The organism is Bernardetia sp. ABR2-2B, assembly GCF_037126435.1.
Classification (GTDB): Bacteria; Bacteroidota; Bacteroidia; order Cytophagales; family Bernardetiaceae; genus Bernardetia.
This window is the reverse complement of the sequence record NZ_CP147020.1, coordinates 5,252,209-5,278,671: the sequence shown is the minus strand read 5'-3', so window position 1 is coordinate 5,278,671 and position 26,463 is coordinate 5,252,209. Positions and strand designations below refer to the sequence as shown.

28 protein-coding genes are annotated in these 26,463 nt (G+C 31.6%); 13 read left to right on the top strand and 15 right to left on the bottom strand.

Annotated features, from left to right (window positions below):
* Nucleotides 1-47 precede the first annotated feature (47 nt).
* Entirely contained in the window at nucleotides 48-818 is a 771-nt protein-coding gene (locus WAF17_RS22255; protein ID WP_338764620.1) for an OmpA family protein, read from the bottom strand.
* Nucleotides 819-1,049: 231 nt separating this feature from the next.
* Between WAF17_RS22255 and sdaAA the strand changes: the two genes are divergently transcribed.
* From sdaAA to WAF17_RS22230, 5 genes are all read left to right on the top strand, one after another.
* Nucleotides 1,050-1,964 (top strand): L-serine ammonia-lyase, iron-sulfur-dependent, subunit alpha, encoded by a 915-nt coding sequence (sdaAA, locus tag WAF17_RS22250; protein WP_338764617.1) that lies wholly within the window; start codon nucleotides 1,050-1,052, stop codon nucleotides 1,962-1,964.
* 88 nt (nucleotides 1,965-2,052) lie between these two features.
* On the top strand, nucleotides 2,053-2,631 hold the full coding sequence (locus tag WAF17_RS22245) for a DUF6702 family protein (RefSeq protein WP_338764615.1): 579 nt from the start codon (nucleotides 2,053-2,055) through the stop codon (nucleotides 2,629-2,631).
* A gap of 135 nt (nucleotides 2,632-2,766) precedes the next feature.
* Nucleotides 2,767-3,384 carry a DUF4231 domain-containing protein gene (locus tag WAF17_RS22240; RefSeq protein WP_338764613.1) on the top strand — a complete coding sequence of 206 codons (618 nt, stop codon included), beginning with the start codon at nucleotides 2,767-2,769 and terminating at the stop codon, nucleotides 3,382-3,384.
* Nucleotides 3,385-3,417: 33 nt separating this feature from the next.
* Complete coding sequence (locus WAF17_RS22235; RefSeq protein ID WP_338764610.1) at nucleotides 3,418-3,843, top strand: hypothetical protein; 426 nt, start codon at nucleotides 3,418-3,420, stop codon at nucleotides 3,841-3,843.
* Nucleotides 3,844-3,852: 9 nt separating this feature from the next.
* Nucleotides 3,853-4,323 carry a DUF5362 family protein gene (locus WAF17_RS22230; RefSeq protein ID WP_338764608.1) on the top strand — a complete coding sequence of 157 codons (471 nt, stop codon included), beginning with the start codon at nucleotides 3,853-3,855 and terminating at the stop codon, nucleotides 4,321-4,323.
* A gap of 8 nt (nucleotides 4,324-4,331) precedes the next feature.
* On the opposite strand, the gene WAF17_RS22225 is transcribed toward WAF17_RS22230, so the two are convergent.
* Together WAF17_RS22225 and WAF17_RS22220 are read right to left on the bottom strand one after the other, a co-directional pair.
* Nucleotides 4,332-5,033, bottom strand: coding sequence for a hypothetical protein (locus WAF17_RS22225; protein ID WP_338764605.1), 702 nt, complete (start codon nucleotides 5,031-5,033; stop codon nucleotides 4,332-4,334).
* A 154-nt stretch (nucleotides 5,034-5,187) separates the two neighbouring features.
* Nucleotides 5,188-5,985 carry a patatin-like phospholipase family protein gene (locus WAF17_RS22220; protein ID WP_338764603.1) on the bottom strand — a complete coding sequence of 266 codons (798 nt, stop codon included), beginning with the start codon at nucleotides 5,983-5,985 and terminating at the stop codon, nucleotides 5,188-5,190.
* Between the two features lie 94 nt (nucleotides 5,986-6,079).
* Here WAF17_RS22220 and WAF17_RS22215 point away from each other — a divergent pair, with 94 nt between their 5' ends.
* Nucleotides 6,080-6,772, top strand: coding sequence for a hypothetical protein (locus tag WAF17_RS22215; RefSeq protein ID WP_338764601.1), 693 nt, complete (start codon nucleotides 6,080-6,082; stop codon nucleotides 6,770-6,772).
* Between the two features lie 111 nt (nucleotides 6,773-6,883).
* On the opposite strand, the gene WAF17_RS22210 is transcribed toward WAF17_RS22215, so the two are convergent.
* Together WAF17_RS22210 and WAF17_RS22205 are read right to left on the bottom strand one after the other, a co-directional pair.
* The gene (locus tag WAF17_RS22210) at nucleotides 6,884-7,228 is read right to left on the bottom strand and encodes a Rho termination factor N-terminal domain-containing protein (protein WP_338764599.1); all 345 of its coding nucleotides are present in this window, start codon (nucleotides 7,226-7,228) and stop codon (nucleotides 6,884-6,886) included.
* Nucleotides 7,229-7,371: 143 nt separating this feature from the next.
* On the bottom strand, nucleotides 7,372-8,067 hold the full coding sequence (locus tag WAF17_RS22205) for an N-acetylmuramoyl-L-alanine amidase (protein WP_338764597.1): 696 nt from the start codon (nucleotides 8,065-8,067) through the stop codon (nucleotides 7,372-7,374).
* Between the two features lie 454 nt (nucleotides 8,068-8,521).
* On the opposite strand from WAF17_RS22205, the gene WAF17_RS22200 reads away from it, so the two are divergent.
* The 3 genes from WAF17_RS22200 to WAF17_RS22190 all read left to right on the top strand — a co-directional run bounded on the left by WAF17_RS22200 (nucleotide 8,522) and on the right by WAF17_RS22190 (nucleotide 11,954).
* Nucleotides 8,522-9,139: a nucleotide exchange factor GrpE gene (locus WAF17_RS22200; protein WP_338764595.1), complete on the top strand. Its 618-nt coding sequence runs from the start codon at nucleotides 8,522-8,524 to the stop codon at nucleotides 9,137-9,139.
* Nucleotides 9,140-9,270: 131 nt separating this feature from the next.
* Nucleotides 9,271-10,422 carry a molecular chaperone DnaJ gene (dnaJ, locus tag WAF17_RS22195; protein WP_338764593.1) on the top strand — a complete coding sequence of 384 codons (1,152 nt, stop codon included), beginning with the start codon at nucleotides 9,271-9,273 and terminating at the stop codon, nucleotides 10,420-10,422.
* A gap of 134 nt (nucleotides 10,423-10,556) precedes the next feature.
* A complete protein-coding gene (locus WAF17_RS22190; RefSeq protein WP_338764590.1) occupies nucleotides 10,557-11,954 on the top strand; it encodes a tetratricopeptide repeat protein in 1,398 nt (465 codons plus the stop codon).
* Between the two features lie 132 nt (nucleotides 11,955-12,086).
* Here the strand turns inward: WAF17_RS22190 and WAF17_RS22185 are convergent, their stop codons facing one another.
* The 5 genes from WAF17_RS22185 to WAF17_RS22165 all read right to left on the bottom strand — a co-directional run bounded on the left by WAF17_RS22185 (nucleotide 12,087) and on the right by WAF17_RS22165 (nucleotide 16,144).
* A complete protein-coding gene (locus WAF17_RS22185) occupies nucleotides 12,087-13,343 on the bottom strand; it encodes an NAD(P)/FAD-dependent oxidoreductase (RefSeq protein ID WP_338764587.1) in 1,257 nt (418 codons plus the stop codon).
* 152 nt (nucleotides 13,344-13,495) lie between these two features.
* The gene (locus tag WAF17_RS22180; RefSeq protein WP_338764586.1) at nucleotides 13,496-14,359 is read right to left on the bottom strand and encodes a hydroxymethylglutaryl-CoA lyase; all 864 of its coding nucleotides are present in this window, start codon (nucleotides 14,357-14,359) and stop codon (nucleotides 13,496-13,498) included.
* A 158-nt stretch (nucleotides 14,360-14,517) separates the two neighbouring features.
* Complete coding sequence (locus WAF17_RS22175; RefSeq protein ID WP_338764585.1) at nucleotides 14,518-14,676, bottom strand: hypothetical protein; 159 nt, start codon at nucleotides 14,674-14,676, stop codon at nucleotides 14,518-14,520.
* Between the two features lie 23 nt (nucleotides 14,677-14,699).
* Nucleotides 14,700-15,512: a class I SAM-dependent methyltransferase gene (locus WAF17_RS22170; RefSeq protein ID WP_338764583.1), complete on the bottom strand. Its 813-nt coding sequence runs from the start codon at nucleotides 15,510-15,512 to the stop codon at nucleotides 14,700-14,702.
* 17 nt (nucleotides 15,513-15,529) lie between these two features.
* Nucleotides 15,530-16,144: a 3'-5' exonuclease gene (locus WAF17_RS22165; protein ID WP_338764580.1), complete on the bottom strand. Its 615-nt coding sequence runs from the start codon at nucleotides 16,142-16,144 to the stop codon at nucleotides 15,530-15,532.
* A 111-nt stretch (nucleotides 16,145-16,255) separates the two neighbouring features.
* Here WAF17_RS22165 and WAF17_RS22160 point away from each other — a divergent pair, with 111 nt between their 5' ends.
* Entirely contained in the window at nucleotides 16,256-17,215 is a 960-nt protein-coding gene (locus WAF17_RS22160) for a carbon-nitrogen hydrolase family protein (protein WP_338764577.1), read from the top strand.
* Nucleotides 17,216-17,251: 36 nt separating this feature from the next.
* Nucleotides 17,252-17,704, top strand: coding sequence for a hypothetical protein (locus tag WAF17_RS22155; RefSeq protein ID WP_338764574.1), 453 nt, complete (start codon nucleotides 17,252-17,254; stop codon nucleotides 17,702-17,704).
* 32 nt (nucleotides 17,705-17,736) lie between these two features.
* Here WAF17_RS22155 and WAF17_RS22150 read toward each other — a convergent pair whose 3' ends face one another.
* Complete coding sequence (locus tag WAF17_RS22150) at nucleotides 17,737-18,873, bottom strand: serine hydrolase domain-containing protein (RefSeq protein WP_338764571.1); 1,137 nt, start codon at nucleotides 18,871-18,873, stop codon at nucleotides 17,737-17,739.
* A gap of 98 nt (nucleotides 18,874-18,971) precedes the next feature.
* Nucleotides 18,972-20,072, bottom strand: coding sequence for a methylated-DNA--[protein]-cysteine S-methyltransferase (locus WAF17_RS22145; RefSeq protein ID WP_338764570.1), 1,101 nt, complete (start codon nucleotides 20,070-20,072; stop codon nucleotides 18,972-18,974).
* Between the two features lie 325 nt (nucleotides 20,073-20,397).
* Between WAF17_RS22145 and pbpC the strand changes: the two genes are divergently transcribed.
* Nucleotides 20,398-22,827, top strand: coding sequence for a penicillin-binding protein 1C (pbpC, locus tag WAF17_RS22140; protein WP_338764568.1), 2,430 nt, complete (start codon nucleotides 20,398-20,400; stop codon nucleotides 22,825-22,827).
* Nucleotides 22,828-22,831: 4 nt separating this feature from the next.
* Here pbpC and WAF17_RS22135 read toward each other — a convergent pair whose 3' ends face one another.
* Together WAF17_RS22135 and WAF17_RS22130 are read right to left on the bottom strand one after the other, a co-directional pair.
* Entirely contained in the window at nucleotides 22,832-23,623 is a 792-nt protein-coding gene (locus WAF17_RS22135) for a hypothetical protein (protein WP_338764565.1), read from the bottom strand.
* Nucleotides 23,624-23,641: 18 nt separating this feature from the next.
* Entirely contained in the window at nucleotides 23,642-23,953 is a 312-nt protein-coding gene (locus tag WAF17_RS22130; protein WP_338770233.1) for a PD-(D/E)XK nuclease domain-containing protein, read from the bottom strand.
* Nucleotides 23,954-24,046: 93 nt separating this feature from the next.
* Here WAF17_RS22130 and WAF17_RS22125 point away from each other — a divergent pair, with 93 nt between their 5' ends.
* Nucleotides 24,047-25,135, top strand: coding sequence for an IS4 family transposase (locus tag WAF17_RS22125; RefSeq protein WP_338760955.1), 1,089 nt, complete (start codon nucleotides 24,047-24,049; stop codon nucleotides 25,133-25,135).
* Here WAF17_RS22125 and WAF17_RS22120 read toward each other — a convergent pair.
* Nucleotides 25,113-26,360 carry an AAA family ATPase gene (locus tag WAF17_RS22120; RefSeq protein WP_338764562.1) on the bottom strand — a complete coding sequence of 416 codons (1,248 nt, stop codon included), beginning with the start codon at nucleotides 26,358-26,360 and terminating at the stop codon, nucleotides 25,113-25,115. The genes WAF17_RS22125 and WAF17_RS22120 overlap by 23 nt on opposite strands.
* Between the last annotated feature and the right edge of the window lie 103 nt (nucleotides 26,361-26,463).

Sequence of the window (26,463 nt, the reverse complement as noted above, 5' to 3'; positions counted from 1 at the left end):
AGAATATAATTCGGTTTATGTTCTGCTTTGTTTTATTCGTTGTAAAGTCATTCTTCACACGTCCATTCAAGCACACAAGCATAAAAACCAAACGTTTTATCAATTTTACGTTCCTCTATAAAATAAGCAAAGTCTAACCCTAAATGTGCATTTTGTTTTACTAATTCACTCAATAAAAAAGTATCTTCAAAAATATAATTCTCTTCATTTGAAAGTTTGATTACAATTAAATGCCTACCCAAATCTGTCATGTAATCATCAAATTTCTTCATGTTTTTTCTATCAGTTGTACCAAAAATAACAAGTTGGCTATTTTCCAAAAATTTATAATCTTCATTAAATTTGATTGTAAATCTTAATAGAGAATCAACCGAACTTAATTTTTTAGCTGCATACAACCTATATTTTTTATATGTTGGAATAAACTCTACTCTCCTATTGATTGCTTTATTTGCTGCGTTTTCTTTTCCATTAACTACATTTGGAACAGTAGGGCTGTCTTTTCCATACGATTGAATAGATAACCTACATTTATTAATTCCTCTATTTACTAAATATTGCTGTGAATTGTATGCTCTTTTCCACCCTAAAAGAATAGCATCTAAGGAATCCTCACATTCATAAAAATCTGTGTGTCCTTGTATTTTGAGACAAGAAGAAGACGCATTTTTCAAATACTCTACTATTTTATCTAACTCATATTTAGAATCATTATTTAATTCAGCTTTTCCAGTATAAAAATTGATATTAGAAAAACCAGATGCAAAACTCAAAAAGCAATAAAAGAAAAACACAAAAGTCAGAATATATTTTTTCATTTTGAAGAATTTTTAATGATGAAAGCTATTTTACAAATATAAAAAACCAAAACCAATTTCATTTTATTATACGAATAGATAGAAATTTGGTAATTTAGCTTATCATTAAATGCTAAACCGTCATTGAGGCTCTGCCGTCAAACGAGGATTTTTAAATTTATAAACCTCAACGACGGCGACGCCTCTTTGACGGTTCATCATGTAGAATACACAACACAAAAAAATAAAATTATGTCCTTATTATTCGATTCCTTTAAAGACTGGCAAACACATTGCGAAGCTAATAATGAACCTCTTTATAAATCTGTTTTAGATTATGAAACAGAACTTAGAGGGAAATCCGAAACACAGATTTTCGAAAACCTTAGCAAAGCCTTTGGAGTAATGAAAGACGCTGTCGAAACAGGTCTAAAAGAAGAAATGATTTCTCGTTCTGGAATGATAAATAATGGTGCAAAAAAAGTTTATCGTTATCCTACGCCTGTTTTGTCATTAGAATTTCAACATTTGATAGCTCGTTCGTTGGCAGCAAAAGAGGTTAATTCTTGTATGGGACGTATCGTAGCTGCACCGACGGCAGGAGCTTCGGGTATTTTACCTGGGACGCTTTATACATTACAAGAAATACACAGAATAGAAGAACATAAAATTTTAGAAGGGCTTTTAGTAGCTGCTGGGATTGCGCTTATTATCGAACAAAATGCTTCTTTGGCTGGTGCTGTGGGTGGTTGTCAAGCAGAAACAGGAAGTGCAGCAGCAATGGCTTCTGGTGCAATGGTTTATTGTTTGGGAGGAGATATAAATCAAGTTTTTGGAGCTGTGGCAATTACAATTCAATGTATGTTGGGTTTGGTTTGCGACCCTGTGGCTGGTCTGGTAGAAGTGCCTTGTGTAGTTAGGAATGCAAGTGCAGCAGCAATTGCTTTTTCTTCGGCTCAAATTTCGCTTGCTAATGTAAATGCTGTTATTCCTGTTGATGAATGCGTTGCAGCAATGGGAGAAATAGGGCAAAGTATGGAAAGTAGATACAAAGAAACAGCTTTGGGAGGACTTGCAACAACTTCTACTGGTCAGCAAATTTCGAAACGTGTCTTGATTCATGATATCGAAATGCTTGATGATGAAGAGGAAGATATTGGGAATTAGGAATATAATGTAGCTTACGCTTTAGCTTGAGAAAAACGTACCTTATGCTTTAGCATGAGGAAGTCAGCAAAATAACTTAAATAAAAACATGTCAAAAAATAAATATTCAACAATAAATAACCGTTTTTGGTGTCCTCACCAACGACATTTATACACTATTTTATTACTAACTTTTTGTCTTTTTTCATTCATTCCAAAACATGCTATGCATTTGAGCATTACGGAAATGGATTTCAGAGTAAAAGAAGACAAAACAGAAATTCAAATCTCTCATAAAATTTTTATAGATGATTTGGAAAAAGCTCTTCGAAAGAATTATGAAATTGCTTTTCAGAAACAAAAACCTAATCTTTCTACTAAAACACAACATAAGCATATTGATAGATATATTTATGATTATCTAAAAAAGGTAGTAGATTTAAAAATTAATTCTCAAAAAAAAGAAATAAATTATATTGGGCTAGAGTTTGAAGGAGATGTAGTTTGGGTGTACGGAGTTGTGGAAAAAGAAAGTTCAGATGAAAAAGAATCCATTTCTATAAAGAATATGATTTTGATGGATTTATTTGACGACCAGCGAAATATGCTTTACCTTTCTCATCAGAAAAAGGGAAAAGAATTTTTGAACTTTATGAATGATGAACGCATACAAACAATTATGTTTTAAGATATATTGAATGAAATTTAAAAAAAATTAAGGAAATTAAAATCTAAATTGGTTTTTGATTCTATTTTTTGATATATTTTGATTATCAAAATCAACTACATAATAACTTAACTCCAATTAACTACTTATTTTTTTATGGAAAATAATAATTCCTCTACTGAAAACCTTTCTTCTAAAAAGAAATATTCAGGACAATCATACAACCACAACCCACAAGAAAGAACTGTGGCTCTAATGAGTGATGAAGAATATATAAATGAGCGTTTGGTATCTCAAATGGAGTGGTATGACAGAAAAAGTAGTGAAAATAAATCAAAATACAAGCGTATTAAAAGAACTGAATCAGTTATTGCTGCCCTTATTCCTGTCGTAATTACTTTTGGAGCTTTTAAAATTGTTCAAGAAAATGATTTGGGTGTTTACCTTCAAGTCATTGCTGCATTAGCTGGTGTGGCATTAGTAATTATGAATAGCTTTTTAGAACTTGACGAACATCATAAATTATGGAAAGAATATCGTGTAACGTGCGAAATGATGCGTCATGAACGTTATATGTATATGACACGTAGTGAACCCTATGATGAAGCTGATGCTTTTCCTCTTTTAGTAGAAAAAATTGAAGCTATTCTTAACTCTGAAACACAACGTTGGAAACAAATCGATAAAAAGACTGACAAACAAGCAAAAAATCCTATCCCACAAGAAGAAGATGAACTATCAAATAACAATGATAAAAAAACTTCAATTAATTAAAATCACCAATTTACTTTATAAAAAAACAAAAAAATGCCAAAAGTATTTTTAGGAGGAACAGTGAACGGTTCAAGGTGGAGAAATTATGTAATGCCTCGCCTACATATAGATTATTTTGACCCTGTTGTAGAAGAATGGAACGATGAAGCTTACAAAAAAGAATTGTATGAAAGAGAACATTGTGAGTATTGTCTGTATGTACTTACTCCAATGATGAAGGGAGTTTATTCAGTGGCTGAGGTTGTAGATGATTCGAATAAAAGACCTAAAAAAACGCTTTTTTGCTTTCTGACAAAAGACGGAGATAAAGAGTTTGATGCCGTACAAATAAAATCTATGAACGCCGTTACTAAAATGGTAATTGCTAATGGAGCAAAACATTTTGATAATTTGGATGAAGTGATTTCATTTCTAAATACTGCTCCTAGACGAATTAGACACGCTTCCCCTACTTATTAAAAATAACACATGCAAAACGATAATTTTTTAGATAAAGATTCTTTTTATTCAGAAACAGGATTTCAAATTACTAACCGTTCGAAAAACTTTCTTGCTACGGCAGCTTTTTGGGGAAAAATAGTAGCTATTTTGGGTTTTCTATTTACAGCCCTTATGGTTTTGTTTATTTTGGCTATTCTGTTCACAGATTTGTCTGAGTTTAATAGAGAACTAGGGGGTTTTGGTATGTTAAGTACAAAAATAGGCGTTTCTATGCTCTATTTCTTAATCGCTTTATCTTACTTTGTTCCTTCTTTGTATTTATTTTTATTTGCTCAAAAAACCCAAGAATCTATACGCCATTCAGATAATAGAACGTTAGAGGAAGGATTAAAAAATTTAAAATCACTTTTTAAGTTTGCAGGAATAATTACGCTGATTACCTTAGCTTTATTTGGTTTTGTACTTGTGTTTTTTATGTTTGTAGGAGCTAGTATGTAAAATTTTATTTATAGTTTCATCTTATCAAAAACATTCATTTTTTCTTTCCTATACTGCATTGCATATAAGTAATCTCCTACTTCAAAAATTCCATAAAAAGGAGAAGATTCTAGTGGCGTGTCTGTTGGAAACCACTCTTTTTTAACTTCATAATTAGGTAATAAAAATAGTCCGTCTTGTGTTCCATTTGTACCAAAACGGTCATAGTCGCCTTTCCAAAACTTTGTATTTAATTCTTTTTCTAATGCTTGATTCAGTTCTTCTATGTTTTTGGTAGGCATTCCAATTTCATTTACACAAAGGATTTGAGATAAATCAAACTCTTTCTTACCTGTTTCATTCTTATGCTCATTTTTTAGGTCATAACGCACAATAAACTCAACAACGTTTTTAGCTCCATCATAAAAATAAATAGAATCAGCATTCCAACTTTCAAAGTTCTGAATAATTCTTTCGTCTTCAATTTTTATAATGTCCAATCTACTACTCAACCATTTTATAGCTGCTTCTAATTGATTAGATGGAATAAGAAAACAATAGTGATACGTATGTTTTTGCTCACTAGATTCGAAAGTAATTTTAGTAAAACCTATTTGTAGAGTAAAATTTCGAACACTCGTTTTGCTTATTTCGAATCCAAGCGTTTTTTTATAAAAATAAAGCTGGTCTGTTAGCCTATTTGTAAATAATGTTAGTTCTCTAATTTTCATAAAAAAAAGGGTTTGATTGTTATATAGGAAAATCATTTACTCATAAACTTCAAAATAGTTATTTTATTTAATCCAATCAATAAATTTCAACTTCTAAGGTTTCAAAATTCTCTTTCAAATATAGTAGCTGATGTTTTTATCACTAAAAAATAAATCAAACACTTTGAATATCAAATTCATTTAAAAATTTTGTTGTGTAGTTATATCCAATTAGATAAGCTTTATCAATATCCATATTGGAAAATTTTACGGTAGCAATTTCTTGAGGTTCGATATACACATCACAGTTCTTACTATCTCCTTGTACAAAAAACACACCCACAGCTTGAAAATACCTTTCTATAACCGAACGAGTGGAGATAGGAATAAAATTTTCGGTAAGAGCATTTGAGTGAATACCAATTATGAAATAATCTGATTCTTGCCGTTCATTCTGAAAAGGTTTTACAGGTAGATTTTCCAACAACCCACTATCTACAAAATCATATCTTCCAATTCTGACAGGTGAGAAAACAGCAGGAACAGCCATTGAAGCAAGTAAAGCAGAGATTAAGTCTCCACTTTCGAAACGTTCTATTTTTGCAGTCTGCAAACAAAAAGCTGAAATAATTAGAGGAACTTTTAGTTCTTCAAAAGTCTTTGGAAGGTATTTACTAAATAATTTACCTAGTTTTTGAATAGATATAAGTCCATTTTCGCTCCATGTAGGTCTAAACCATTTTTTCCAGCTTTCAGAATGGAATATTTTTGTTGTTTCATCAGCTGAATATCCTGCTGCCCACATCGCCCCAATAATTCCTCCCATACTTACACCACTTATTTTCTGAGGCTGTATTTTTTTTTCCTCTAATGCTTTCAAGATTCCTAAATGAACTAAAGCACGTCCACCACCACCAGAAAGAGTAATTCCAATAGGTTTTTGAGTAGGATTGAAGAGTTTATTATTTGTCATTTAAGAAGTTGTTTTTTTTGTAATGAGCCGATTTATTCTTACTTTTTGTTTTTATAAGTAGTTAATTGACATTTAAACTTATTCTAATCTAACTATGAAATACAATAGAAATATTAATTTATTGTTTGCAGTTCTCATCATTTTCTTGTTTAGTAACTGTGGAAACAAAACATCTGAAACAGCAGAAGAAACTCAAACTACCAAAACAGAAAATAAGAAAGAAACTTCTACTGCAACTGGAAGTGTAACCGTAACTGGAAATGGAGAAACCTATTCTGGAAATAGTTTTGACACAGAAAATGGCTTAAACAGTACAATGAACTGGATAAGTATAGAAGACGAAGCAAAAGTAAACATAACAGTATTTCCTACAAGTCCACACAGAGTACAGGTCGGTATCGATATTTATAAATTAGCAAAAGGCAATACCCAATTATCAGGAAGCTATGTAGTTTCGAAATCTGATAAAGAAAAAGGACAAGCAAATATTAGCGCAAAAGTGTTTGCAGAAAATGGAGAAATGATAATGATGGGCTTAGAAGAAGGAACATTAGAAGTTTCTCAAGTAAATGAAAAAGGAATTATCAAACTTACAGGTTCTGGAAAAGGATTCTTTGGAGTAACACCAAACCCAGATAAAAAAGACCCAGCAGCAGAAGGCAAAACACTAGAAGAATTAGAAGCAAGTGGGTATTTTGAGAGATATATGCCCAAAAAAGACGTTCCTGTTTCTTTTTCTATTGATGTGCAAATTCCCGACGATAGAGTAATGATACAAAACTATTAGGCTTTTATTGAAATCTATTTGTAAATTTTGAACGTTCTTTCCCCACGAATAAATTCGTGGGTTTTCTTTTTATGTAATGGTACAAATAATAAATACAAAATAGCACCAATCTTATTTTTTAGAATGTGCTTGTAATGCTTTCAATAATTCTGCTTTATTCATTGTTGAGCGTCCTTCAAGGTCTATTTCTTGTGCTATTTCATAGAGTTCTTTCTTAGTTTTTAATGAATAGTTCATGATTTTTGCCTCTTCTTTTGGAGTTACTTTTTTTGCTCCTTTCTCTTTTTTAATAACCTCTTTTTCCTCTTCTTTTGGCGTTGCTATTACAGTTCTTAGAGCAACAGGTTTGACTTTCTTTTCCGAAAAAGGTAAGTTTTCTTCTATTGTAGAACCTACTTTTTTGGCTACTAACAAAGAACTATAAAATGCAATTTCTAATAAACTTTTAATAATCATGACTTTTGTTGTATTAATTTCAAATAAAACTTACTAAAATAACACTAAAACAAGTTAAAAGTTTTTGATTTATTTTACAAAAAAAGTCTGAACTTTCGTAAAAATTCAGACTTTTTAAAGTTATTTTTCTAATTTCAATTCTTCTATTTTTCTGCCAAACCAATCTTATTCCAATCAAACAAGCTTCCTGGGTCGCTTCTGCGTGAAGGAGCATATTCGTCGTGTCCTACTATATGCTTACGGTCGTGGCTAATATCTGTATGACGACTTTCAATATCTTCTAAAAGACGAGCTAAAGATTTGTATTGTGCTTCTGTAAAACCAACATCATTTTTATTTATTTTTGAATAAGAAGCTGTAGAAATAAACTTTGACATTTCTTTTTGCGTTCCGATTGCCATCATCTCAATTCCTATCGAACGTCCGTTCAAATCATTATGATGATTGTTTCCTTCATGTGATAAATGTCCTTTTCCTGCGTGATGTGCTGCACGATCTTCATTCACTAAGTGATGAATAACTCCCTCTCTATCAATAATATAGTGTGCTGAAACTTTATAGGTTTCAAAAATATTTAAAATATCTTTTAAGTTATATGGATTCTCTGGTTTGACAGCTGCATTACTACAAAAATGAAGCATTACGTGTGTGATAGAAGCAGAAGAAGAGCGATTGCGAGAGCATCTATCAGATAAAAGTTTTGGAGCAACTTCTGTTTTGGGAATAAATTTTTCTTCGCCACTTTCTAAATCAGGATTTGAATTGGAAGAAACAAAAGCAGAAGATATAAAAAATAAAACAATGAGTAGGCAAGTGTATGGCAGGTAGGCTTTTTTCATCTATTAAAGAGAGCGATTTGGAGTGAAAAAATAAGACTAAAAACAGAAATTTTCCAACACAGAAAAAATTCCAACGTAATTTAAACATAAATGTTCAAAAACCAAACCAATAGCCAACTTTTATTTGGTTTTTTTAGAGTATTACCAAACTTTTAACAGATAATTAATTTAATTTATCACTTTATTTTTGATTCGGTAAAAACATCAGAATCTGCCAAACTGACACGCAAAAAACAAAGTTGTTGTTTTGGCAAATATATTGCGTTTTTGATAGCATATTTAAAGAAAAATCAGTTTCATTTAGATAAATAATTGACAACTTCTTTTTTACTTTTTACGCTATCATCAAATACGTAATCACTTGTTTTAATTCTTGTTTAAACCTAAATAAGAGCCATAATTTCTGATTTTACTTATAAAAAAAAAGACATTTTATCTCAAAAATATAAACGTTATGAACACTACTAATAATTCTGAAAATGATTCTACGACTAATCACACAGAAGAAAATCTAAATACAGAATCAAATTCAGAAACTACTTCGGACACTTCGGCAGAAAAAAACGAAGAGACAACAGCAGAAACTGACAATTCAACAGAAGAAGTAAAAGCAGAACCAGATTATCATGCCGAGCTTTTAGAATTGAAAGACAAGCATTTGCGTTTGTACTCTGAATTCGAAAACTTTCGTCGTCGTACTGCAAAAGAAAAAATTGAGCATAAACAACTTGCCAATAAAAACATGATGGCTGCACTTATTCCTGTTTTAGATGACTTCCAACGTGCAGAAGGTTCAATTAATCAAGCAGAAGACCAAGATTCGAAAGCAGATATTGCCTTTGATGCCATCGGAATTTTACAGAAGCGTTTTCGTTCTGTCTTAGAACAACAAGGACTTAAAGAAATGGAGTCGCCTATTGGTCAGCCACTAGATACAGATGTACACGAGGCAATCACAACTACACCAGCTCCTTCAGATGATTTAAAAGGAAAAATAGTTGATCAAGTAGAAAAAGGATATTTTCTTAATGATAAAGTAGTTCGCTTTGCTAAAGTAGTTGTAGGAGCGTAGTATCATTACTTATCAAAATTAGCTCAAGCATTAATGCTTGAGCTAATTTTGATGTAAAAAACAGGAAAATAATCAATAGAAATTACTAATAGACTACTTTACAGAATTATATAGAAAACTAATTACCAGTTATGAGCAAGAGAGATTATTATGAAGTGTTGGGTGTTTCACGCAATTCATCAGCAGAAGAAATCAAAAAAGCCTATCGAAAGATAGCTATCAAATTTCATCCAGACAAAAACCCCGGAGATGCAGCAGCAGAAGACAAATTTAAAGAAGCTGCCGAAGCCTATGATGCACTAGGAAACCCAGAAAAAAAGGCAAAATATGACCGTTTCGGACACCAAGGAATGAATGGTGGAGGTGGTGGCTTCCAAAGTGCTGATGATATTTTCTCTAATTTTGGAGATATATTCGGCAATGGTTTTGGAGGTGGAGGAGGTTCTCCTTTTGATGATATTTTTGGTGGAGGAAGAGGAGGACAACGTCAGAAAAAAGGTTCTTCTGTTCGTATAAAACTCAAACTTACTCTTCAAGAAATTGCTCATGGCGTAGAGAAAAAAATCAAAATAAAACGCCAAGTTCTGTGTGATACCTGTGATGGCTCGGGAGCAAAAGATGCTTCTTCGAAAGAAACTTGTAAGCAATGTAATGGAAATGGTCAGGTAAGACGTGTTACCAATACAATGCTTGGACAAATGGTAACAACGGCAGCTTGTCCTTCTTGTAATGGGCAAGGAAGTATTATTACTGCGCCTTGTAAGTCGTGTAGTGGAGAAGGTGTTCAGATGAAAGAAGAAGTAACTGAAATCAAATTACCAGCAGGAATTGATGACGGAATGCAGCTCTCGATGGCAGGAAAAGGAAACTATCCACCACGAGGAGGCGTTGCAGGTGATTTATTAATTCTTATTGAGGAAGAAGAACACGAACATCTAAAAAGAGAAGGCAAAAATGTACACTATGATTTGTGTATTAGTTTCCCTGATGCTGTTCTAGGGACGACTGTTGAAGTTCCCACAATTGATGGTAGCGTAAAAGTTCCAATAGAAGCAGGTACGCAAGGAGGAAAAATATTGAGATTACGTGGAAAAGGTATTCGTCCGTATAATACCTACGAGACAGGCGACCAACTCATTCATGTAAATGTTTGGATTCCTCAAAAGCTCTCTAAAGACGAAAGAAAAGAAATGGAGCGTTTGAAAGGTTCTGATAATTTCGCACCTGACTTAGACAAACAAGACCGTTCATTTTTTGATAAAGTGAAAGAGTTTTTTCATTAGAAAATAACTAAAAACCTAATGAAATTCTACTAGTAAAAGTTGAGAAGCCAATTATTGAAAAATGATTGGCTTTTTTATTAAAAAATCTTTTCATTTATTCGTTGTAGAAAATTATAACTGAACAAATTTTAATTATGAAAATCATCTTATTGAGCTTTTTTCTGCTTATTTCTTCTCTTACTTTTGCTCAAAAAGAAATCACAGCAGAGAGTATTTACCAAGAAGCAAAACAGCTTTACGAGAAAGAAAAGTATGATAGTGCTTTTTTACTGATGAAACAAGCTGCTCAAAAGGACTATATATTAGCGCAAACTGGTCTTGCTTATATGTATGAAAAAGGAATAGGAATTAAAAAAAACTATCCAAAAGCCTTTAAATGGAATCATAAAGCTGCAAAACAGAATAATGCTAATGCACAATATAACCTTGCCCTAATGTATTCCCATGGAAGAGGAGTTAAAAAAGATAATACAAAAGCTCTAGAATGGTATGAAAAAGCTGCCAAACAAGGTTTTGTAGCAGCACAACACAATCTTTCGAATATGTATTATAATGGAACAGGAACTGAAAAAGATTATACAAAAGCCATAAAATGGTCTCAGAAAGCTGCCAAACAGGGAAATGCAAATGCTCAATATAATCTTGCTATGATGTATCAAGATGGAGAAGGAATCGAGAAAGATGATACAAAAGCAGCAGAATGGTATTTAAAAGCTGCCAAACAGGGAGATGTTGATGCTCAGTATAATATTGTAATGCTGTATGCAGATGGTATAGGTATCACAAAAGATTACATAGAAGCTATAAAGTGGTATAGAAAAGCTGCTGAACAGGGAGATATCGATGCTCAATATAATATTGGGTTTATGTACGAACACGGACAAGGAGTGGAAAAAGACTCTAAAGAAGCTCTAAAGTGGTATCTAAAGGCTGCTGAAAATGGAAATGCTAATGCACAATATAGCCTTGGAGAAATATATGAATACGGAGAAGAAATAACAAAAGATTATACAGAAGCTATAAAATGGTATCAAAGAGCTGCTGAGCAAGATTATGCCATAGCTCAAAATAGTCTTGGGTATATATACGCACACGGACAAGGAGTAAAAGAAGACTTTAAAAAAGCAGTAAAATGGTATCTAAAGGCAGCAAAACAAGGGAATACCAATGCACAATATAATCTTGCAATAATGTATGAAGAAGGTAAAGGCGTTATAAAAAGTGATACAAAAGCAGCAGAGTGGTATCTCAAAGCAGCAGAACAAGAAAATGCTGATGCACAATATAATCTTGCGCTAATGTACGAAGAGGGTAAAGGTGTTATAAAAAGTGATACAAAAGCAGCAGAGTGGTATCTCAAAGCAGCAGAACAAGGAGATGTTGATGCACAGTATAATATTGCAATGATGTATGAAGATGGGCAGGGAGTAAAAAAAGATTATAAAGAAGCTATAAAATGGTATAGGAAAGCTGCTCAACAAGGAGATGCTGATGCAACAGAAGCACTTATGAGGTTAAGTTATGATGATTAAAGGATTTTATAAAAGCATCTAAAAACTATATAAGTTACTCAAAAATCTCATTTACTTCAACCTCCAAATTAAGCAAGGTATTGAAAACACAAAACCTATAAGACTTTCAAAAATCTTATAGGTTTAAATACATTAAATCTCATCTCCAATAAGCTGCGCCACCAAACGCCCAGAACGCATCGCAGCATTCAAAGAACCATTCAAAAGATAATCGCCACAACGGTACAAGCCATCATGTATTTTCAAATCTTCCACAGAAGGTGTATGCTTGACAGAGTTTTGATTCGGAAGAGCAGCAGGAATAGAATAAGATTTTAAGAAATCCCACTCGTAGGCGTGTGTTCCGTACCAAAAACTTAGCTCTCGTCTTGCTTTTTCTATGAGTTCTTCTTCCGTAAAATCTTTATTTTCATTGTCTGTAACAATAGAAACTGAAAGTAAAGACTTATCAATCGGTGCGTAGTCCAAAGAAATATCACTCATCACAACGAAGTTATTTACCAATCTATTTTCTAAAGAATTTAGACACAAAATAGGACGTTTTACGATAGATTTATCCATTGAGAAATACAGGTTTGTTGTTCCTCTTGTTGTTGCATCTTGTGTTAGGTTTGCTCTATACGACTGCGAAAATTCATTATTTTCTGTCGCTATCAAAACACTTCTTGCCTCAAACTCATTTCCACTTTCCGTAGTAGCTACATTTTTATTAATAGAAACTACTCTTTCGTTAGTAATAATGGCATCATTTGGCAAAACACTAGCTAATTGGCGAGGAATTTCTTCCATTCCCAAAGCTGGAACTGCTCCATTTCCATTCGAAAACATCTGAAAGACAAAATCAAACATTCGATTAGAGGTTTCTAAATCTTTTTCTAAAAATATTCCTGCCAAAAATGGATTCAGAAATTGCTCTATCAATGAACTTTTGAAATTATAATTTTGTCTAAGAGCTTGATAAGTGGTAGTTTCTGGCTGTGTGAAAATTTCATGCAAATCCTTTCCATTTATTTCTGTTTTTACCAAAAGCATACGTAATTTATCTGCCCACGTTCCTATCGGATTAGAAAGTGTAGAAAACGTTTTGGATGGGTTTCTAAATGGGTCTGCAAACTCAAAAACTCCCTTGTCGGTATGCAAAAGCGCACCTGCATCGATAGTACGAAGTTGGAGTTTAGAATAATTTAAGGCTCGTTGCGTTTCTGGATAAGCCGTCAAGAGAACTTGAAAGCCTCTATCCAAACGAAAACCATTGATAAGGTCTGTTTTTACTCTTCCCCCTACTCGGTCTGTTGCTTCAATTATTTTAACAGAAAGTCCTCTTTCATGTAATTTTTTAGCAGCCGTAAGTCCTGCAAGTCCTCCTCCAATGATAAGTACGTCGGTCATAATATATTAATGTAAAACAGACATCTCTGCCTGTTTATATTGTTTTTTATTTCATTTTTGTTATACAGATGATAATATCTGTTTTACTTTTACTTAATCAAAAATACAGTTTCTTGTTTAGAATTACTTGAAAAATAACGTCATTTTTCTGCTTAAACAATTACTTTTTCATCAAATACTTGTTTAGCTTGATTTAATGATTCACTAAATTTGACCATATCTAAGCCTGTTTCTATTTCGTTCATATTTGCAAAAGCTAAAATAGATTCGGTAGGAATGTTTCCTGTAAGTTCATCTTTTGCCATCGGACAACCTCCAAAGCCAAGCATTGCGCCATCAAAACGCCTACAACCAGCCTTATAAGCAGCTTCTATTTTTTCACTTGCTGTGCGAAGAGGAGAATGAAAATGTGAACCAATTTCTATATGAGGAAATTCTTTATTGAGAGATTCAAATAAAGGAATAATATTTTCTTTGGTAGAAGAGCCAATTGTATCAGAAAGCTGTACAATTTTGATTTCCATTTGGTCTAACTTCCTCATAAATTTATCTACAATTTCTACATCATATACTTCTTTATAAGGATTTCCGAAAGCCATTGAAAGATAAACAACTAATGTTTTATTATTTTTCAAACACAAGTTTTGAGCTTCACTCACAACCTCAAGAGCTTCTTCAATTGTTTTTTTAGTATTTCGAATTTGAAAAGTTTCGGAAATAGAAAGAGGAAAACCCAAATAATCTATCTGTTCGAACTCAATGGCACGTTTCAAACCTCCATACCCTGCAATGACAGCCAGTAATTTGGTTTGAGTCATAGACAAATCTAATCCTTCTAATACTTGAGCTGTATCTCTCATTTGAGGAATTGCTTTTTCAGAAACAAAGCTTCCAAAATCAAGCGTATCAAAACCGACTTTAAGAAGCGAATTGAGATAATTTATTTTACTATCTGTATCTATAAAATGCGATAAGCCTTGCATCGCATCACGAGGACATTCAATAATTTTGAGCATTTTAAGTGTATTTATTGGTGGTATTTGTGTAGTATTTGAGCGACTTTTTACAGTCATTTTATACCCAAAAATACAAAAAAATCAGATGATATTATAATTTCAAATACTACCAATCAAAGTATTGCACTCTGTTTTGAATCTAAAAGTTAGTCATTTTGTTATTCTGCTTGTAGCATAAACTGCACTTCGATAATTCCATCAGCATACATATTCTCTTCTTTTTCTGCAATAAGAAAATAATGCTTTTCTAATAAACTTTCAAAAGTAGGTAGATAAAAATTACGAATAGGATAAAGCAAAAGTTTTTGAGAAGGCATAAAATTAAATTCTTTTCCAAAGATTATGACGCTTTCTTTTTTTTCAAACTCAAAGGCAACTTCAAAAACCTTTGTGTCATATTTTTCTTCCTCTCGTTCTTTATGCCTAATTCTTGTAATGGATTGAGATAAAATTTTTGCATGAAAATATTTTCCAAATAAGCAGAATATCTCTTTTGTAGCGCATCTAAAACAGAAAAAGATACTTTTTTATGTTGAATAGATAAATTCTCTGTCTGTCTTCCGAAGAGTTCTAACCACAAAAAATTATTTTTTTGATAGGAAGTAACAAGTAATTTATGAAGAGCAGAAAGCAAACTACTTGGCTCAAAATTACTAATCGTTTTTCCCATCAACATAGATAAATTAATACTTTTAGATGCGAAAAACGGTTCTATACTTTCCTTTATTTTTTCCTGTTCCAAACAAAAATCGGCACAAATGAAGTTTTGAATAACATCAATCTCATTTAGATTTTCTTTAGCCAATTGAAGCATAGCTTCTGAATTATCCACTCCGAAATAAGAAACAGTATATCCACTTTTTACTAATGTTCTCAGTAATTCCTTTTCTTGAAAACCATTTCCACAACCCAAACTGATAAGATTAATCCTTGGGTTTTGAAGTTTTGTTTTAGTTATGATATGTTCAACAAAAGCAAGATAATTCAACTTAGAATGACTAAAGCTTTCTTTCGAAGTCTGACTAACTGTTTTTCCTTGTCCGTAGGCTTGATAATAATTCGTAGCTCCTTTATTGAGATATAAAATTTCTTGAGGAATTTGTTCCTTTGACAAACCTTCTAAGATAGTAGAACGAAATTTTTCAGAATACATACAGCTTATTTTTATTTTTAATATGTCCTTTTTCTCTTTGCTTTTTTGTGATTTGTAGAAGGAATATATCCACCTTTAAAGAGTTTTCCAACTGTAATTTCTAATTTTTCAGAAAAGGTTTTTTGACAAGTAATATTCATTTTCTGAAAGCCTTTTATAGCTAACTGTGCTGTTGCATCGGCATCTGAACCTGCTCTATGATGACGAAAATAAATTTCATTTTGATTGCAAAGGGTCTTCAAATCATAACGAGGCATCTCTGTCCAAATCTTTTTGGCAAACAAATAACTACACGAATACGACAAATCAGGATAAGGCAAATTATAATCATCTAATGTTTTTCGAAGCACAGAAAAATCAAAACTTGCATTGTGTGCTATCAAAAACTGATTCTCTAACAAATCTTTTAATTCCGATTCCCAAAGCTGGTCAAAACGAGGTTGTTCCCATACATCAGCAGCCGTAATTCCGTGAATAGAAACATTCATTGGGTCAAAACGATTGATTTTTGGACGAATCAGCCACGATTTTGTTGCCCTAATTTGATTATCTTTGACAAATGTAAGTCCTATTTCACACGCACTATTTCTGTACGAATTGGCAGTTTCGAAGTCTATTGTTATAAAATCCATTTTTATTTATGCTATTTCCTATTACTATTTTTTGGAGGGATAATGACAAAAATAGCTTTATTTTTTAACAAATTGCTAATTTTATAAGAAAAAGTTAATCTAACTCTATAAATGAAAACTAATTTACTAAAAATAGCAATGGCTCAAATTGCTCCTGTTTGGCTCAATAAGCAAAAGACAATAGAAAAAATAGAAAAGTACATCATTAAAGCAGGAGAAAAGGAATGTGATTTAGTAGTTTTTGGAGAATCTCTTCTACCTGGTTATCCATTTTGGTTATCGATTACGGAAGGTTCTGTTTTTAACTCTCAAATCCAGAAAGAAATCAATGCTCATTATATCAAAAATGCTGTCGATATTGAAAAAGGAGATTTAAAAAGTATTTGTCGCCTTGCCAAAACTCATAAAATAGCTATTTATTTAGGCATTATTGAACGCCCAAGTGATAGAGGTGGACATAGTATTTATTGTTCGTTGGTTTATATCGACAAAGAAGGTGAAATAAAATCAGTTCATAGAAAACTACAACCTACTTTTGAGGAACGTTTGAGCTGGGCAGCAGGAGATGGAAATGGTTTGCAAGTACATTCTTTGAAAGAATTTACAGTCGGAGGATTGAATTGTTGGGAAAACTGGATGCCACTTGCTCGTACTGCACTGTACGGATTAGGCGAAGATTTGCATATTGCTGTTTGGCCTGGAGCTATTCGCAATACAGAAGATATTACTCGTTTTATGGCTAAAGAAGGACGTTCTTTTGTTGTTTCAGTTTCTGGATTAATGCGAAAGGAAGACTTTCCAAAAAACACACCTCATTTGGATATTATTTTAGAAAACTGTCCTGATATTTTGGCAAATGGTGGTTCTTGTATTGCTGCACCAAATGGAGAATGGATTATTTCGCCTTACGACAATGAAAATAATGAAGAACTAATTATTACAGAATTAGATTTCAATAAGGTATTGGAAGAACACCAAAACTTTGATGCTGTCGGACATTATTCTCGTCCAGATGTTTTGAAACTAACTTTGAATAGAAAAAGACAGAGTAATTTGGATGTAATTGAGTAATTTTATTTTTTTTTATATCTAATAAAAACATACGTAATGGCAAAAACAATTCAAGGATGGGTTGAAATTAGTTCATTTCACAATAAAGAAGATGTTGATTCTGATTATGGGTGGATAGGATTAATTGATATTAGTTCTGTAATTCAATTTACAGATGAAATTACGTCTCTTCTTTTTGGCAATCCAAATGACTTTTTAAATCCAAACCCACAAATAATACCAATTGCAAAGAATAGAGGTTTACCTAAAAACCCTTGTTGGCAATTACGTAAAGAGATTGAAGACGAAAAGAACTATGAACCCAATTCATCTTTTGGATATACATATATAATGCATGAAGAAATCCAATGTATTGATTTTGAAAAACATCTAAATATGAATATAGAGGAAAGTGATTGGCTAATCTTATTCAAAATGATAGATGTTTTTAAGGAAAGAAAAATCAATCCCATAGATACGATACGATTGTCTATTTGGTATACACAATAGTCTTTATTTAAGATAGATGACGAAAAGTTTATTTATTTTTTCAATAGTTTATCAAATATTTTGTCTAATGTTGTTGCCATTGTTTTTGCTGTTTCTGTTCCACTTTGATTGGTAATTATGAAAGCACCCAAATTATGTTTTGGGAGAATAAAAATATAACACTGCGACCTAGGAACTCCTCCGTGATGAAAATAATATTTCCCCAACTTTTCATCTGACAAATCTGCCCTCCAAAAATAAGCTATTTCAGTAGTTGAATCGACTTGATATAATGTTTTATGAGATTCTTCTACAACTTTATTATTTTTCAACTGATATTTTATAAAGTTCATCATATCAGGAAGAGTAGATTTTATACCACCACCTGCTCCCCAAGGTAATTTCCCCATAGGAAGTGTAAATTTAGGATTATCAACATGATAGCCTACTGCCAAATTCTTTAATTCTTCTTCATTGAGATTAATTTTAGTGTTAATCATACCTATTTCTTTAGAAAGAAAATTAGTCAATATCTTTTCATAATCAGTTTTATAGACCTGTTCTAAAATATGAGCAGTTAGTTCTGTTGCGGCACTTGAGTATGAATATTTTTTTCCTAATTGAGAATCGATTTCAATAGAATGTAATTCATTCAGAAATTTAGTTTTATCATACTTTTCTAATACTTTATTTATCTTTGATGGAGTTTCATAATCTAAAAAGTTGTCTAATATAGGATTTAGTTCAATAGGAAGCATATTAGGAAATCTACTTGTGTGAGTTAGTAGATTTTTTACTTTTATAGATTGGTCTGCATAAGTTAAATTAGGATATTCTTCATCTAAATACTTAGTAATATCATCTTCAAGATTGATTTTTTCCTCTAAAACAGCATTAGCTACAAGTGTTCCTGTCATAACTTTGCTAAGAGAGCCAATTTCATAAAATGTTGTATTGTTAGGCTTATTATCTTTTTCTTTTTCTAACTCTCCATAGTGTCCGATGTGTTCATTTCCATTATAATAAATTGCGATAGAAGTAGAATTGATAAGTGGTTGTTTAATCATATCCTTTGCAGCATTATCAACTATTTCTGAGAGGTTGGTATTACCTTCAACTTGAGTAGATTGATTTGATTTGACGCAACTTATCAAAAACAACGGAGTAATTAGTAGAATGTATTTGAGCATTTTTTTTATCATTTTAATAGATTATGTCTAAAAGTAAAATATTAATGAACAGAAAACAATTTATAAAAAATTTTTAACAACTTTCATATAACGCATTTTCAAAACAAACGCAGTTCATTTTTGCTCTCCTCTTTGTTTGGATTATATTTATCTTCGTGCATCAAAAGCCATTTTTTGCGCTCTAATCCTCCTCCATAACCTGTCAGTTTTCCATCTTTTCCAATAACTCTATGACAAGGGATAATAACCGATATTTTATTCATTCCATTTGCTGAAGCGACAGCACGAATTGCCTTCGGATTTCCTAAATGTTCAGATTGTTCTTGATAAGAGCGAGTTTTTCCGTATTCAATCTGATGCAAACCTTCCCAAACCATTTTTTGAAATTCTGTACCGATGGGTTCTAAATTCACTTCAAAAACAGTTCGTTTACCTTCAAAATATTCTTCCAGTTCTTTTTTTGCTTGAAGAATATGTTTATTTTCTCCTGTCAAAATAACAGCATTTAGTCGTTTTTGAATATCTGCAAATTCGGTTTCTAGCATTTTTCGGTCTGCAAACTCTAATAAACAAATTCCGTTTTCTGTTGCACAAACAAACATTGCTCCCAAGGGTGTTGTCAGTCTGCTTATCAAAACAGTAGTCTTTTCTGTATCAGTTTTACTATTTTTCGGAGAATTTCCCATAATTTTTTTGAAGGTATAACCAAAACCACTTAACGACTCATAGCCAATTTCAAAAGCTGTTTCGGTAGTTTGTTTGCCACTTTGTAATTCTTGAAAAGCCGTATTTATTCTATACATACGCTGATAGGCGTGAAAAGTCATTCCATAATTTTTTTTGAACCAATTACGAACTACTTTTGCACTAACATCATTTTCTTTCAAACGATAATCAGAGATTTTTTCTTTAGGATTTTGTTTTACAAGCTCAATGGCTTTTTCTACTTCTTTAGGAGCTTGATTAGCATTTTGAGTAGGCTTACAGATTTTACAAGGACGAAAACCTTCGCTTAGTGCTTCTTTAAAAGTGGTATAAAACGTTACGTTTTCTAACTTTGGTTTTCTAGCTCGGCAATTGGCAATACAAAAAATAGAAGTTGTTTTCACGCCTACGAAGAAAATCCCTACAAAATTTTCATTTTTCTCTACTAAGGCTTTGTAATAGGTTGCTATTTGTTTTGAATCTGTAATTTTCATTTTTTTAAAGATAGAAATACACTACTAAACAAAAACTATTGATTTTTTATTTTTGTGTAGGTCAGCCTCGTAGAGCAGACCGTTTGTAGTAATATATTTAATTTTAATAGACGGTCTGCCATTTGGGGCTGACCTATTTAGTAAAAATGTCTAGAAGTATAAGATAGAAGACAAAAAAGTTTTGTAGTTTTAATTGATTCAAAGTTCTAAAAATCAAATCAGTAGTGCAACCGAAAAATGGACGAGTATTTTTTGCAGAAACTTTGTAAGTAGTTTTTTGATAATCCAAAATAACTCTGACAATAGTTAATCGTAATTTAATAAAATGATAAAAAAACTCTTAAAATTCATTCTCAAAATAAGTATAATAGGATTAACATCAACTGTAATTCTATTTTTCATATGCAATTATTTTTTTCCTTTTGAGTTAGATATTTCTTATTCTCAACTTATTTTGGATAGAAAAGGCAAAATAGTATATGGTTTTTTGAGTAAAGACGACAAATGGCGTTTTCAAACTGAATTAGATGAAATTAGTCCCACCTTAAAAGAAACTATTTTATACAAAGAAGACCGTTGGTTTTATTATCATTTTGGCGTAAATCCATTTTCTGTTGGTCGTGCAGCAGCCAAGAATATTTGGACAGGAAGACGAACTTCTGGAGCTTCAACAATTACGATGCAAGTTGTGCGATTACTGAATCCAAAATCAAGAACCTATTTTAATAAATTCATAGAAACATTTAGAGCTTTTCAGCTAGAATTAAATTACTCAAAAGATGAAATTTTACAGCTTTATCTCAATCTCATTCCGTATGGTGGAAATATCGAAGGCGTAAAATCAGCTTCTCTTCTCTATTTTGGTCAAGAACCTGAAAAATTGAGCTTGGCACAAATTACGGCTCTTACTATTGTTCCAAATCGTCCGACAACACTAGGATTTTCTACCAATTCGGATAAAGATTATTGGATTACAGTTCAAAAAATTATCAAAGAACGAAACAAGTGGCTAAAGCGCTTTAAGAACGATAATTTATTCAAAACTGAAAATATAAACGATGCTTTAGAAGAACCTTTAGATATTAATTTTAGAAAAATGAACCGAGAAGCTCCTCATTTCTCTTTTTTTCTACACTCAAAATATCCAAATCAAAATATTTTAGAAACTACTTTAGACCGAACAATTCAGCAAAAAGTAGAACAAATTACTCAAAATTACACTCGTAGATTAGGTAAATTAGGCATTTATAACTCGGCTATATTGGTTGTCGATAACCAGACAAAAGAAATTCGTGCTTATATCGGTTCACAAGATTTTTATGATTCTTTGCATAGTGGACAAGTGGATGGCATTCAAGCGTATCGTTCACCTGGGAGTACATTAAAACCACTTATTTATGGAATGGCATTCGATGAAGGGTTTTTGACACCAAAACGAAAGTTGCTTGACGTTCCGATTGATTATGATGGCTATACACCTGAAAATTTTGATAAGAATTTTAATGGAGAAGTAAGTGTAGAAGTTGCGTTGGCATATTCTTTAAATGTTCCTGCTGTAAATACTTTGAAAGAATTGAGCGTTTTCAAGATGGTTTCGAAGCTTTCGGATGCTGGTTTTAGTCAGATTGAAGCCGACAGACACAAACTAGGTCTTTCGTTGGCTTTGGGTGGTTGTGGAGTTTCTTTGGAGGAAATGGTCGGACTTTTTTCGGCTTATTCTACAAAAGGAGTTTTTGAAAAACCTCATTATTTAAAGAAAAATACGATTACAAATAATAATAATAATTCTAGTCATTCGATTGCAGAAGATAATTTTTCATTTCAACTTCTTTCAGAAGAGTCTGCTTACATGATTTCAGATATTCTGACAAAAGTAGAACGTCCAGATTTTCCTTCTGATTATCAAAATAGTAAGAATGTACCTAAAATTTCTTGGAAAACAGGCACTTCTTATGGTCGTAGAGATGCGTGGAGTATTGGCTACAATGCACATTATACAATTGGTGTTTGGGTGGGAAATTTTGATGGACAGAGTTCGGAATATCTGACAGGAGCGCAGGTAGCAACACCACTTTTATTTCAGCTTTTTGGAAGTGTGGATTATGCAGCGACAGATGAAGCAATAAAGCAACCCAAAACTTTAAAAGAGCGAAAAGTTTGTAGTGAAACTGGAAAAGTTCCTGCTGATTTTTGTGAGAGTGTTTTGAATGATTTTTATATTCCGACGATTTCTCAAAGTGATGAATGTCAGCATTTGAAAAAGGTTTTTGTGAGTAATTTTGTAAATAAAACTGATGAAAATGAAGAAATAACTTATTGTTCTTTTTGTCTTCCAAAAGATAACACACAATACAAAACCGAGTATTTTCCAAACATAAAACCAGAACTCACTTCTTATTATCTAAATAGAAATTTACCTATTAGAAGCGTTCCACCACACAATCCAAACTGTACACATATTTTTAAAGATAAAAATTCGCCTCAAATTACTTCCCTTTTTGAAAATAGAGAATATATTTTAGATGATGATTCGACACAGCTTTTATTAGAATGCAGAACGGCTTCTGATATTAGTAGTGTTTTTTGGTATATCAATGATAAATTTTTTAAAGAAAGTAAGCCCAATGAACGAGTTTTCTTTAGTCCTTTTGAGTTTACAGATAATCAAGATAAAAGTGGTAAAACTAAAATCTCTTGTACTGATAATAAAGGTAGAAATACGGATATTTGGATTCGTTTGAAGAGGAATTATTAAGGGTTTACCAAACTTCCCACAGAATTTTCTTATCTAATTCTATTGCTTTATTCAAAAAATCATAACATCGCTGAAACTCTTCTCTAAATTGTTCTGCTTTTGAAATTGTCTTTGTAAAATACTTCTTTCCATCTATAAAGATTATTGGTTTTATATCTATAAAGAAGTTTACTTTTCCATAATCTTCACCGTAAGTTTTTATATTTATTTTATTACGAATCTCTTCATAATCTATTTTGCCTAATGGACTATCAGTTACTATATTTTCAAAATCTATGTAATGAAATAAATCTCCATCAATATTTGCTTCTGCGTTATCTCCATTCTTATCTGTTATTGAAATATATCTTATTTCAGAGTTTTCATTGCAATTTTCATTTTCAAAAACAAAATGAACTTGGGGCAATATTTCTGCATTTTCCTTCATATAATTCTCAATTTTTAAGAGAATATTTTTGAAGGTTTGTGGGTTTATTTCTTTTTTTGGCGTGTCCTTTTGAATAAAAGAGAAAGAATCAGATATTTTGTTGATGTCTTCTAAAGTACCCCTTTTATTAAAAGCAATATCTGATATTTTAGATGAAATTTGTTTTTGCTCTTCCTTGCTTACTTCTCTTTTCTTATCAAAAAATATTTCGCTTTCGTGAGATGGACGAATTAAATCTAATTCTTCATCATCTAAAAAACCTTCAAATTCAAAATGAGAAGGATATATTATTTCGTCTTTAAAACTTCTTGATAAGAATGGACTTTCAATACTTTCATCTTTTACGTATAATTCTAATGTTTGCCCCATATTTTTTAATTCTGTTATTTAAATTTCCTCCACCAAATACTCCACTTCTGTTTTATTCTTAAAATTCACTCCCAGCAGGAAAATAGTTTTGCCATTTTCTTTTTCAGTCAAATATTTATCAGCATATTTTTTTTCTTTGATTTGTTCTATTGCTTTTTGTGGTGTTTCATTTACTTTAAATTCAAAAATAAAAATCGCTTCTTTTGACTTTACGACGGCATCAATTCTTCCTCTTGATGTATTTACTTCGGCATCTATATAAAAACCCAAAAGCTCAAAAGTGAGGAAAATTACGGTATGATAATAACTTTCTTTGTACTGCTCAAAAATTTGATAGGGGATTTTCTCAGTCCTCTGACAAAAGATTTTAAATTTAGATAAAAAAAAGCCATAATTGAGTTTCTCACAAAATTTTTCTCAATTATGGCGAAAGCAAAGTATGCTTCTAGTGGTAAAGTTACAAAATTAGTTAGTGTTTTATCTTCTCATTTAAAAGGGTTTCATTTAGCCCGAGTTCAATTTATAGGTCTTTTTGTAATAGCTGTTATAAAGGTAGGTCTAGGAGGTTTAATTCAAATTGCAACTGCGTTTGAAAGGAATGTAGAATACAGTTCTTCTTTACGTCGTATAGAACGCTTTTTAAATTATTATGAGCTTGATTTTCAAGCAATTACTAATTTGATTATTTCCTTAGAAGGCATTGAACAATGGGAAAATATCGTACTGTGTTTGGATAGAACGAATTGGAAAGTTGGAAAAGAGCATATTAATATTTTGCTTCTCTCAGCAGCTCATAAAGGGGTATCTATTCCTCTTTGTTGGTCTGTACTTTCGAGGACAGGAAATTCAGCTACTCAACAACGAATTGATTTGATAGAAGATTTCTTAAATCAATTTCCTAATTTATCTATTACTGCTCTTGTAGCAGATAGAGAGTTTATAGGTAAAAAATGGTTTTTCTATTTAGCTACAAAAAAATTTGATTTTGTAATGCGTATAAAATCTAACTTTAAAGCTACTAGAAAAGGGAAAACAAAGTCTATTGTAGCATGGTGTAGAGGGCTTTCGATTTCAGAAACCTATCAACTAGATGGAACATTTGTAGTCAATGAAGCAGAGGTATATTTATCTGTAAGTCGAACACAAAAAGGATATATTTATTTAGCATCACCTGTTTTATTGGATAATATTTTTGAAATTTATAAACAACGTTGGGAAATCGAAACGTTGTTTAAAGCACTAAAATCACAAGGTTTTAACTTAGAAAATACAAAATTAACAGAACCAAATAAAATAGCTAAATTAATTGCTTTGTGTTCCATTGCCTTTGTTTGGTGTTACAAAGTAGGAGAATGGAAACATAAAAAAACAAAAATAAGAGTCTGTTCAAATGGATATAATGAATACTCTTTTTTCAGATATGGATTAATAGAAATTAAAAAAATACTCAATAATCCAATGACTAGTGAAACTAAATTTGATCAAAAAATTAAAGTTTTGTCAATGGAGTAAGGGGGATTTTAGCAAAAAGGGTAGTAAAATGAATAAATAATTTTTCAAAATCTTGATGTAAAAAAGCTTGTTTTAGTTCAAATACCAATGGAACAGAATATCCTTTTTGTTGATAGGTATAAGTACTCAAAAGCATATTAAGCATTGAGTTTTTGACTTCTTTGTTGGGATAACCCAAACGATAAACATTCATATCTAATTTCTCTATCAAAGTCAGATAACCCGTTTGAAATAAAATTGTAATTGGTTGCATTTCTGCGATGTCAAAACTTCCCAACGTCTGTAAGTCCATTATTTGATTATCCATATCATAATAATTTCCTTTTTGCATTAGTTTTACCAAAAAAGTAGGCGTTCCTGTCGCAAACCAATAATTATTAAACTCTCTATCATCTATAAAATTCAAAACTGAAAAAGGATTATACAATCTCTCTCCACCAAAACTATAACCATTATACCAACTTCTAATTTCTTGTTTTAATTCCTCTTCAGTAATCTCTTTTTCTTTTGCTATTTTAGTAATGTAATTGTCAAAATAAGTATGCACTTCTGGTTCGGTATATCCTACCAAACTATACCCCAAACGAGTAAGTGTAATATCTTTTAAATGATTCAAATCAGAAAAAACAGATACTTTTGTAAATCTTGAAACCCCTGTCAGAAAGAAAAAACGTAATTCGTTATCCAAACTCTTGATAGGAGAATAAAAATTTTTCATTATTTCTCTATTCTCTTCTGCAATATGAATTTGCTCATCACTCAAAAAATCTATAATTGGTTTGTCATATTCATCAATTAATAAAACAACTTGTTGATTGTATTTTTTATGTAATTTTCTAACTAACTCTTGTAACTGTGAGTGTATAGTTTTTGATTCTAACTTAATTTCATACAAACTAGCTTGATAAAATAAATTTTCTTCAATGGTTTTTTCTAATCCTAAGGTTTTGTAATCTATTTCTGTCCAATTGAAATGAAGAACTGGATATTTATTCCATTCAATTTTATCTTCTATAAAAAGTCCTTTAAAAAGTTCTTTTTTGCCTAAAAAAATCTCTTTCAACGTACTGATTAATAAAGATTTACCAAAACGGCGAGGGCGAGAGAAAAAATAATATCCTGCACTATCTAATAAGCTGTAAATATGTTCTGTTTTATCTACATACAGATAATTTTCTGTACGTATTTTTTCAAAACTCTGTATTCCGATTGGTAATTTTTGCATGATATTTTATGCTGTCTTATTTATAGAAATAGTAACTTAACAAAAATACAAAAAAAGCAGTTAGAAATAAATGCTCTTGATTTTTAAGAACTAAATTGTCTTT

Coding starts and splice junctions, on each gene's coding strand:
- WAF17_RS22170 (WP_338764583.1), bottom strand. CDS start 15,512: ATGTATTCTGAAAAATTTCGTTCTACTATCTTAGAAGGTTTGTCAAAG.
- WAF17_RS22160 (WP_338764577.1), top strand. CDS start 16,256: ATGAAAACTAATTTACTAAAAATAGCAATGGCTCAAATTGCTCCTGTT.
- WAF17_RS22210 (WP_338764599.1), bottom strand. CDS start 7,228: ATGATTATTAAAAGTTTATTAGAAATTGCATTTTATAGTTCTTTGTTA.
- pbpC (WP_338764568.1), top strand. CDS start 20,398: ATGATAAAAAAACTCTTAAAATTCATTCTCAAAATAAGTATAATAGGA.
- WAF17_RS22245 (WP_338764615.1), top strand. CDS start 2,053: ATGTCAAAAAATAAATATTCAACAATAAATAACCGTTTTTGGTGTCCT.
- WAF17_RS22220 (WP_338764603.1), bottom strand. CDS start 5,985: ATGACAAATAATAAACTCTTCAATCCTACTCAAAAACCTATTGGAATT.
- WAF17_RS22180 (WP_338764586.1), bottom strand. CDS start 14,359: ATGCTCAAAATTATTGAATGTCCTCGTGATGCGATGCAAGGCTTATCG.
- WAF17_RS22145 (WP_338764570.1), bottom strand. CDS start 20,072: ATGAAAATTACAGATTCAAAACAAATAGCAACCTATTACAAAGCCTTA.
- WAF17_RS22120 (WP_338764562.1), bottom strand. CDS start 26,360: ATGCAAAAATTACCAATCGGAATACAGAGTTTTGAAAAAATACGTACA.
- WAF17_RS22235 (WP_338764610.1), top strand. CDS start 3,418: ATGCCAAAAGTATTTTTAGGAGGAACAGTGAACGGTTCAAGGTGGAGA.
- WAF17_RS22135 (WP_338764565.1), bottom strand. CDS start 23,623: ATGGGGCAAACATTAGAATTATACGTAAAAGATGAAAGTATTGAAAGT.
- WAF17_RS22225 (WP_338764605.1), bottom strand. CDS start 5,033: ATGAAAATTAGAGAACTAACATTATTTACAAATAGGCTAACAGACCAG.
- WAF17_RS22215 (WP_338764601.1), top strand. CDS start 6,080: ATGAAATACAATAGAAATATTAATTTATTGTTTGCAGTTCTCATCATT.
- WAF17_RS22240 (WP_338764613.1), top strand. CDS start 2,767: ATGGAAAATAATAATTCCTCTACTGAAAACCTTTCTTCTAAAAAGAAA.
- dnaJ (WP_338764593.1), top strand. CDS start 9,271: ATGAGCAAGAGAGATTATTATGAAGTGTTGGGTGTTTCACGCAATTCA.
- WAF17_RS22150 (WP_338764571.1), bottom strand. CDS start 18,873: ATGCTCAAATACATTCTACTAATTACTCCGTTGTTTTTGATAAGTTGC.
- WAF17_RS22230 (WP_338764608.1), top strand. CDS start 3,853: ATGCAAAACGATAATTTTTTAGATAAAGATTCTTTTTATTCAGAAACA.
- WAF17_RS22205 (WP_338764597.1), bottom strand. CDS start 8,067: ATGAAAAAAGCCTACCTGCCATACACTTGCCTACTCATTGTTTTATTT.
- WAF17_RS22165 (WP_338764580.1), bottom strand. CDS start 16,144: ATGGATTTTATAACAATAGACTTCGAAACTGCCAATTCGTACAGAAAT.
- WAF17_RS22125 (WP_338760955.1), top strand. CDS start 24,047: ATGGCGAAAGCAAAGTATGCTTCTAGTGGTAAAGTTACAAAATTAGTT.
- sdaAA (WP_338764617.1), top strand. CDS start 1,050: ATGTCCTTATTATTCGATTCCTTTAAAGACTGGCAAACACATTGCGAA.
- WAF17_RS22155 (WP_338764574.1), top strand. CDS start 17,252: ATGGCAAAAACAATTCAAGGATGGGTTGAAATTAGTTCATTTCACAAT.
- WAF17_RS22190 (WP_338764590.1), top strand. CDS start 10,557: ATGAAAATCATCTTATTGAGCTTTTTTCTGCTTATTTCTTCTCTTACT.
- WAF17_RS22200 (WP_338764595.1), top strand. CDS start 8,522: ATGAACACTACTAATAATTCTGAAAATGATTCTACGACTAATCACACA.
- WAF17_RS22175 (WP_338764585.1), bottom strand. CDS start 14,676: ATGCCTTCTCAAAAACTTTTGCTTTATCCTATTCGTAATTTTTATCTA.
- WAF17_RS22185 (WP_338764587.1), bottom strand. CDS start 13,343: ATGACCGACGTACTTATCATTGGAGGAGGACTTGCAGGACTTACGGCT.
- WAF17_RS22255 (WP_338764620.1), bottom strand. CDS start 818: ATGAAAAAATATATTCTGACTTTTGTGTTTTTCTTTTATTGCTTTTTG.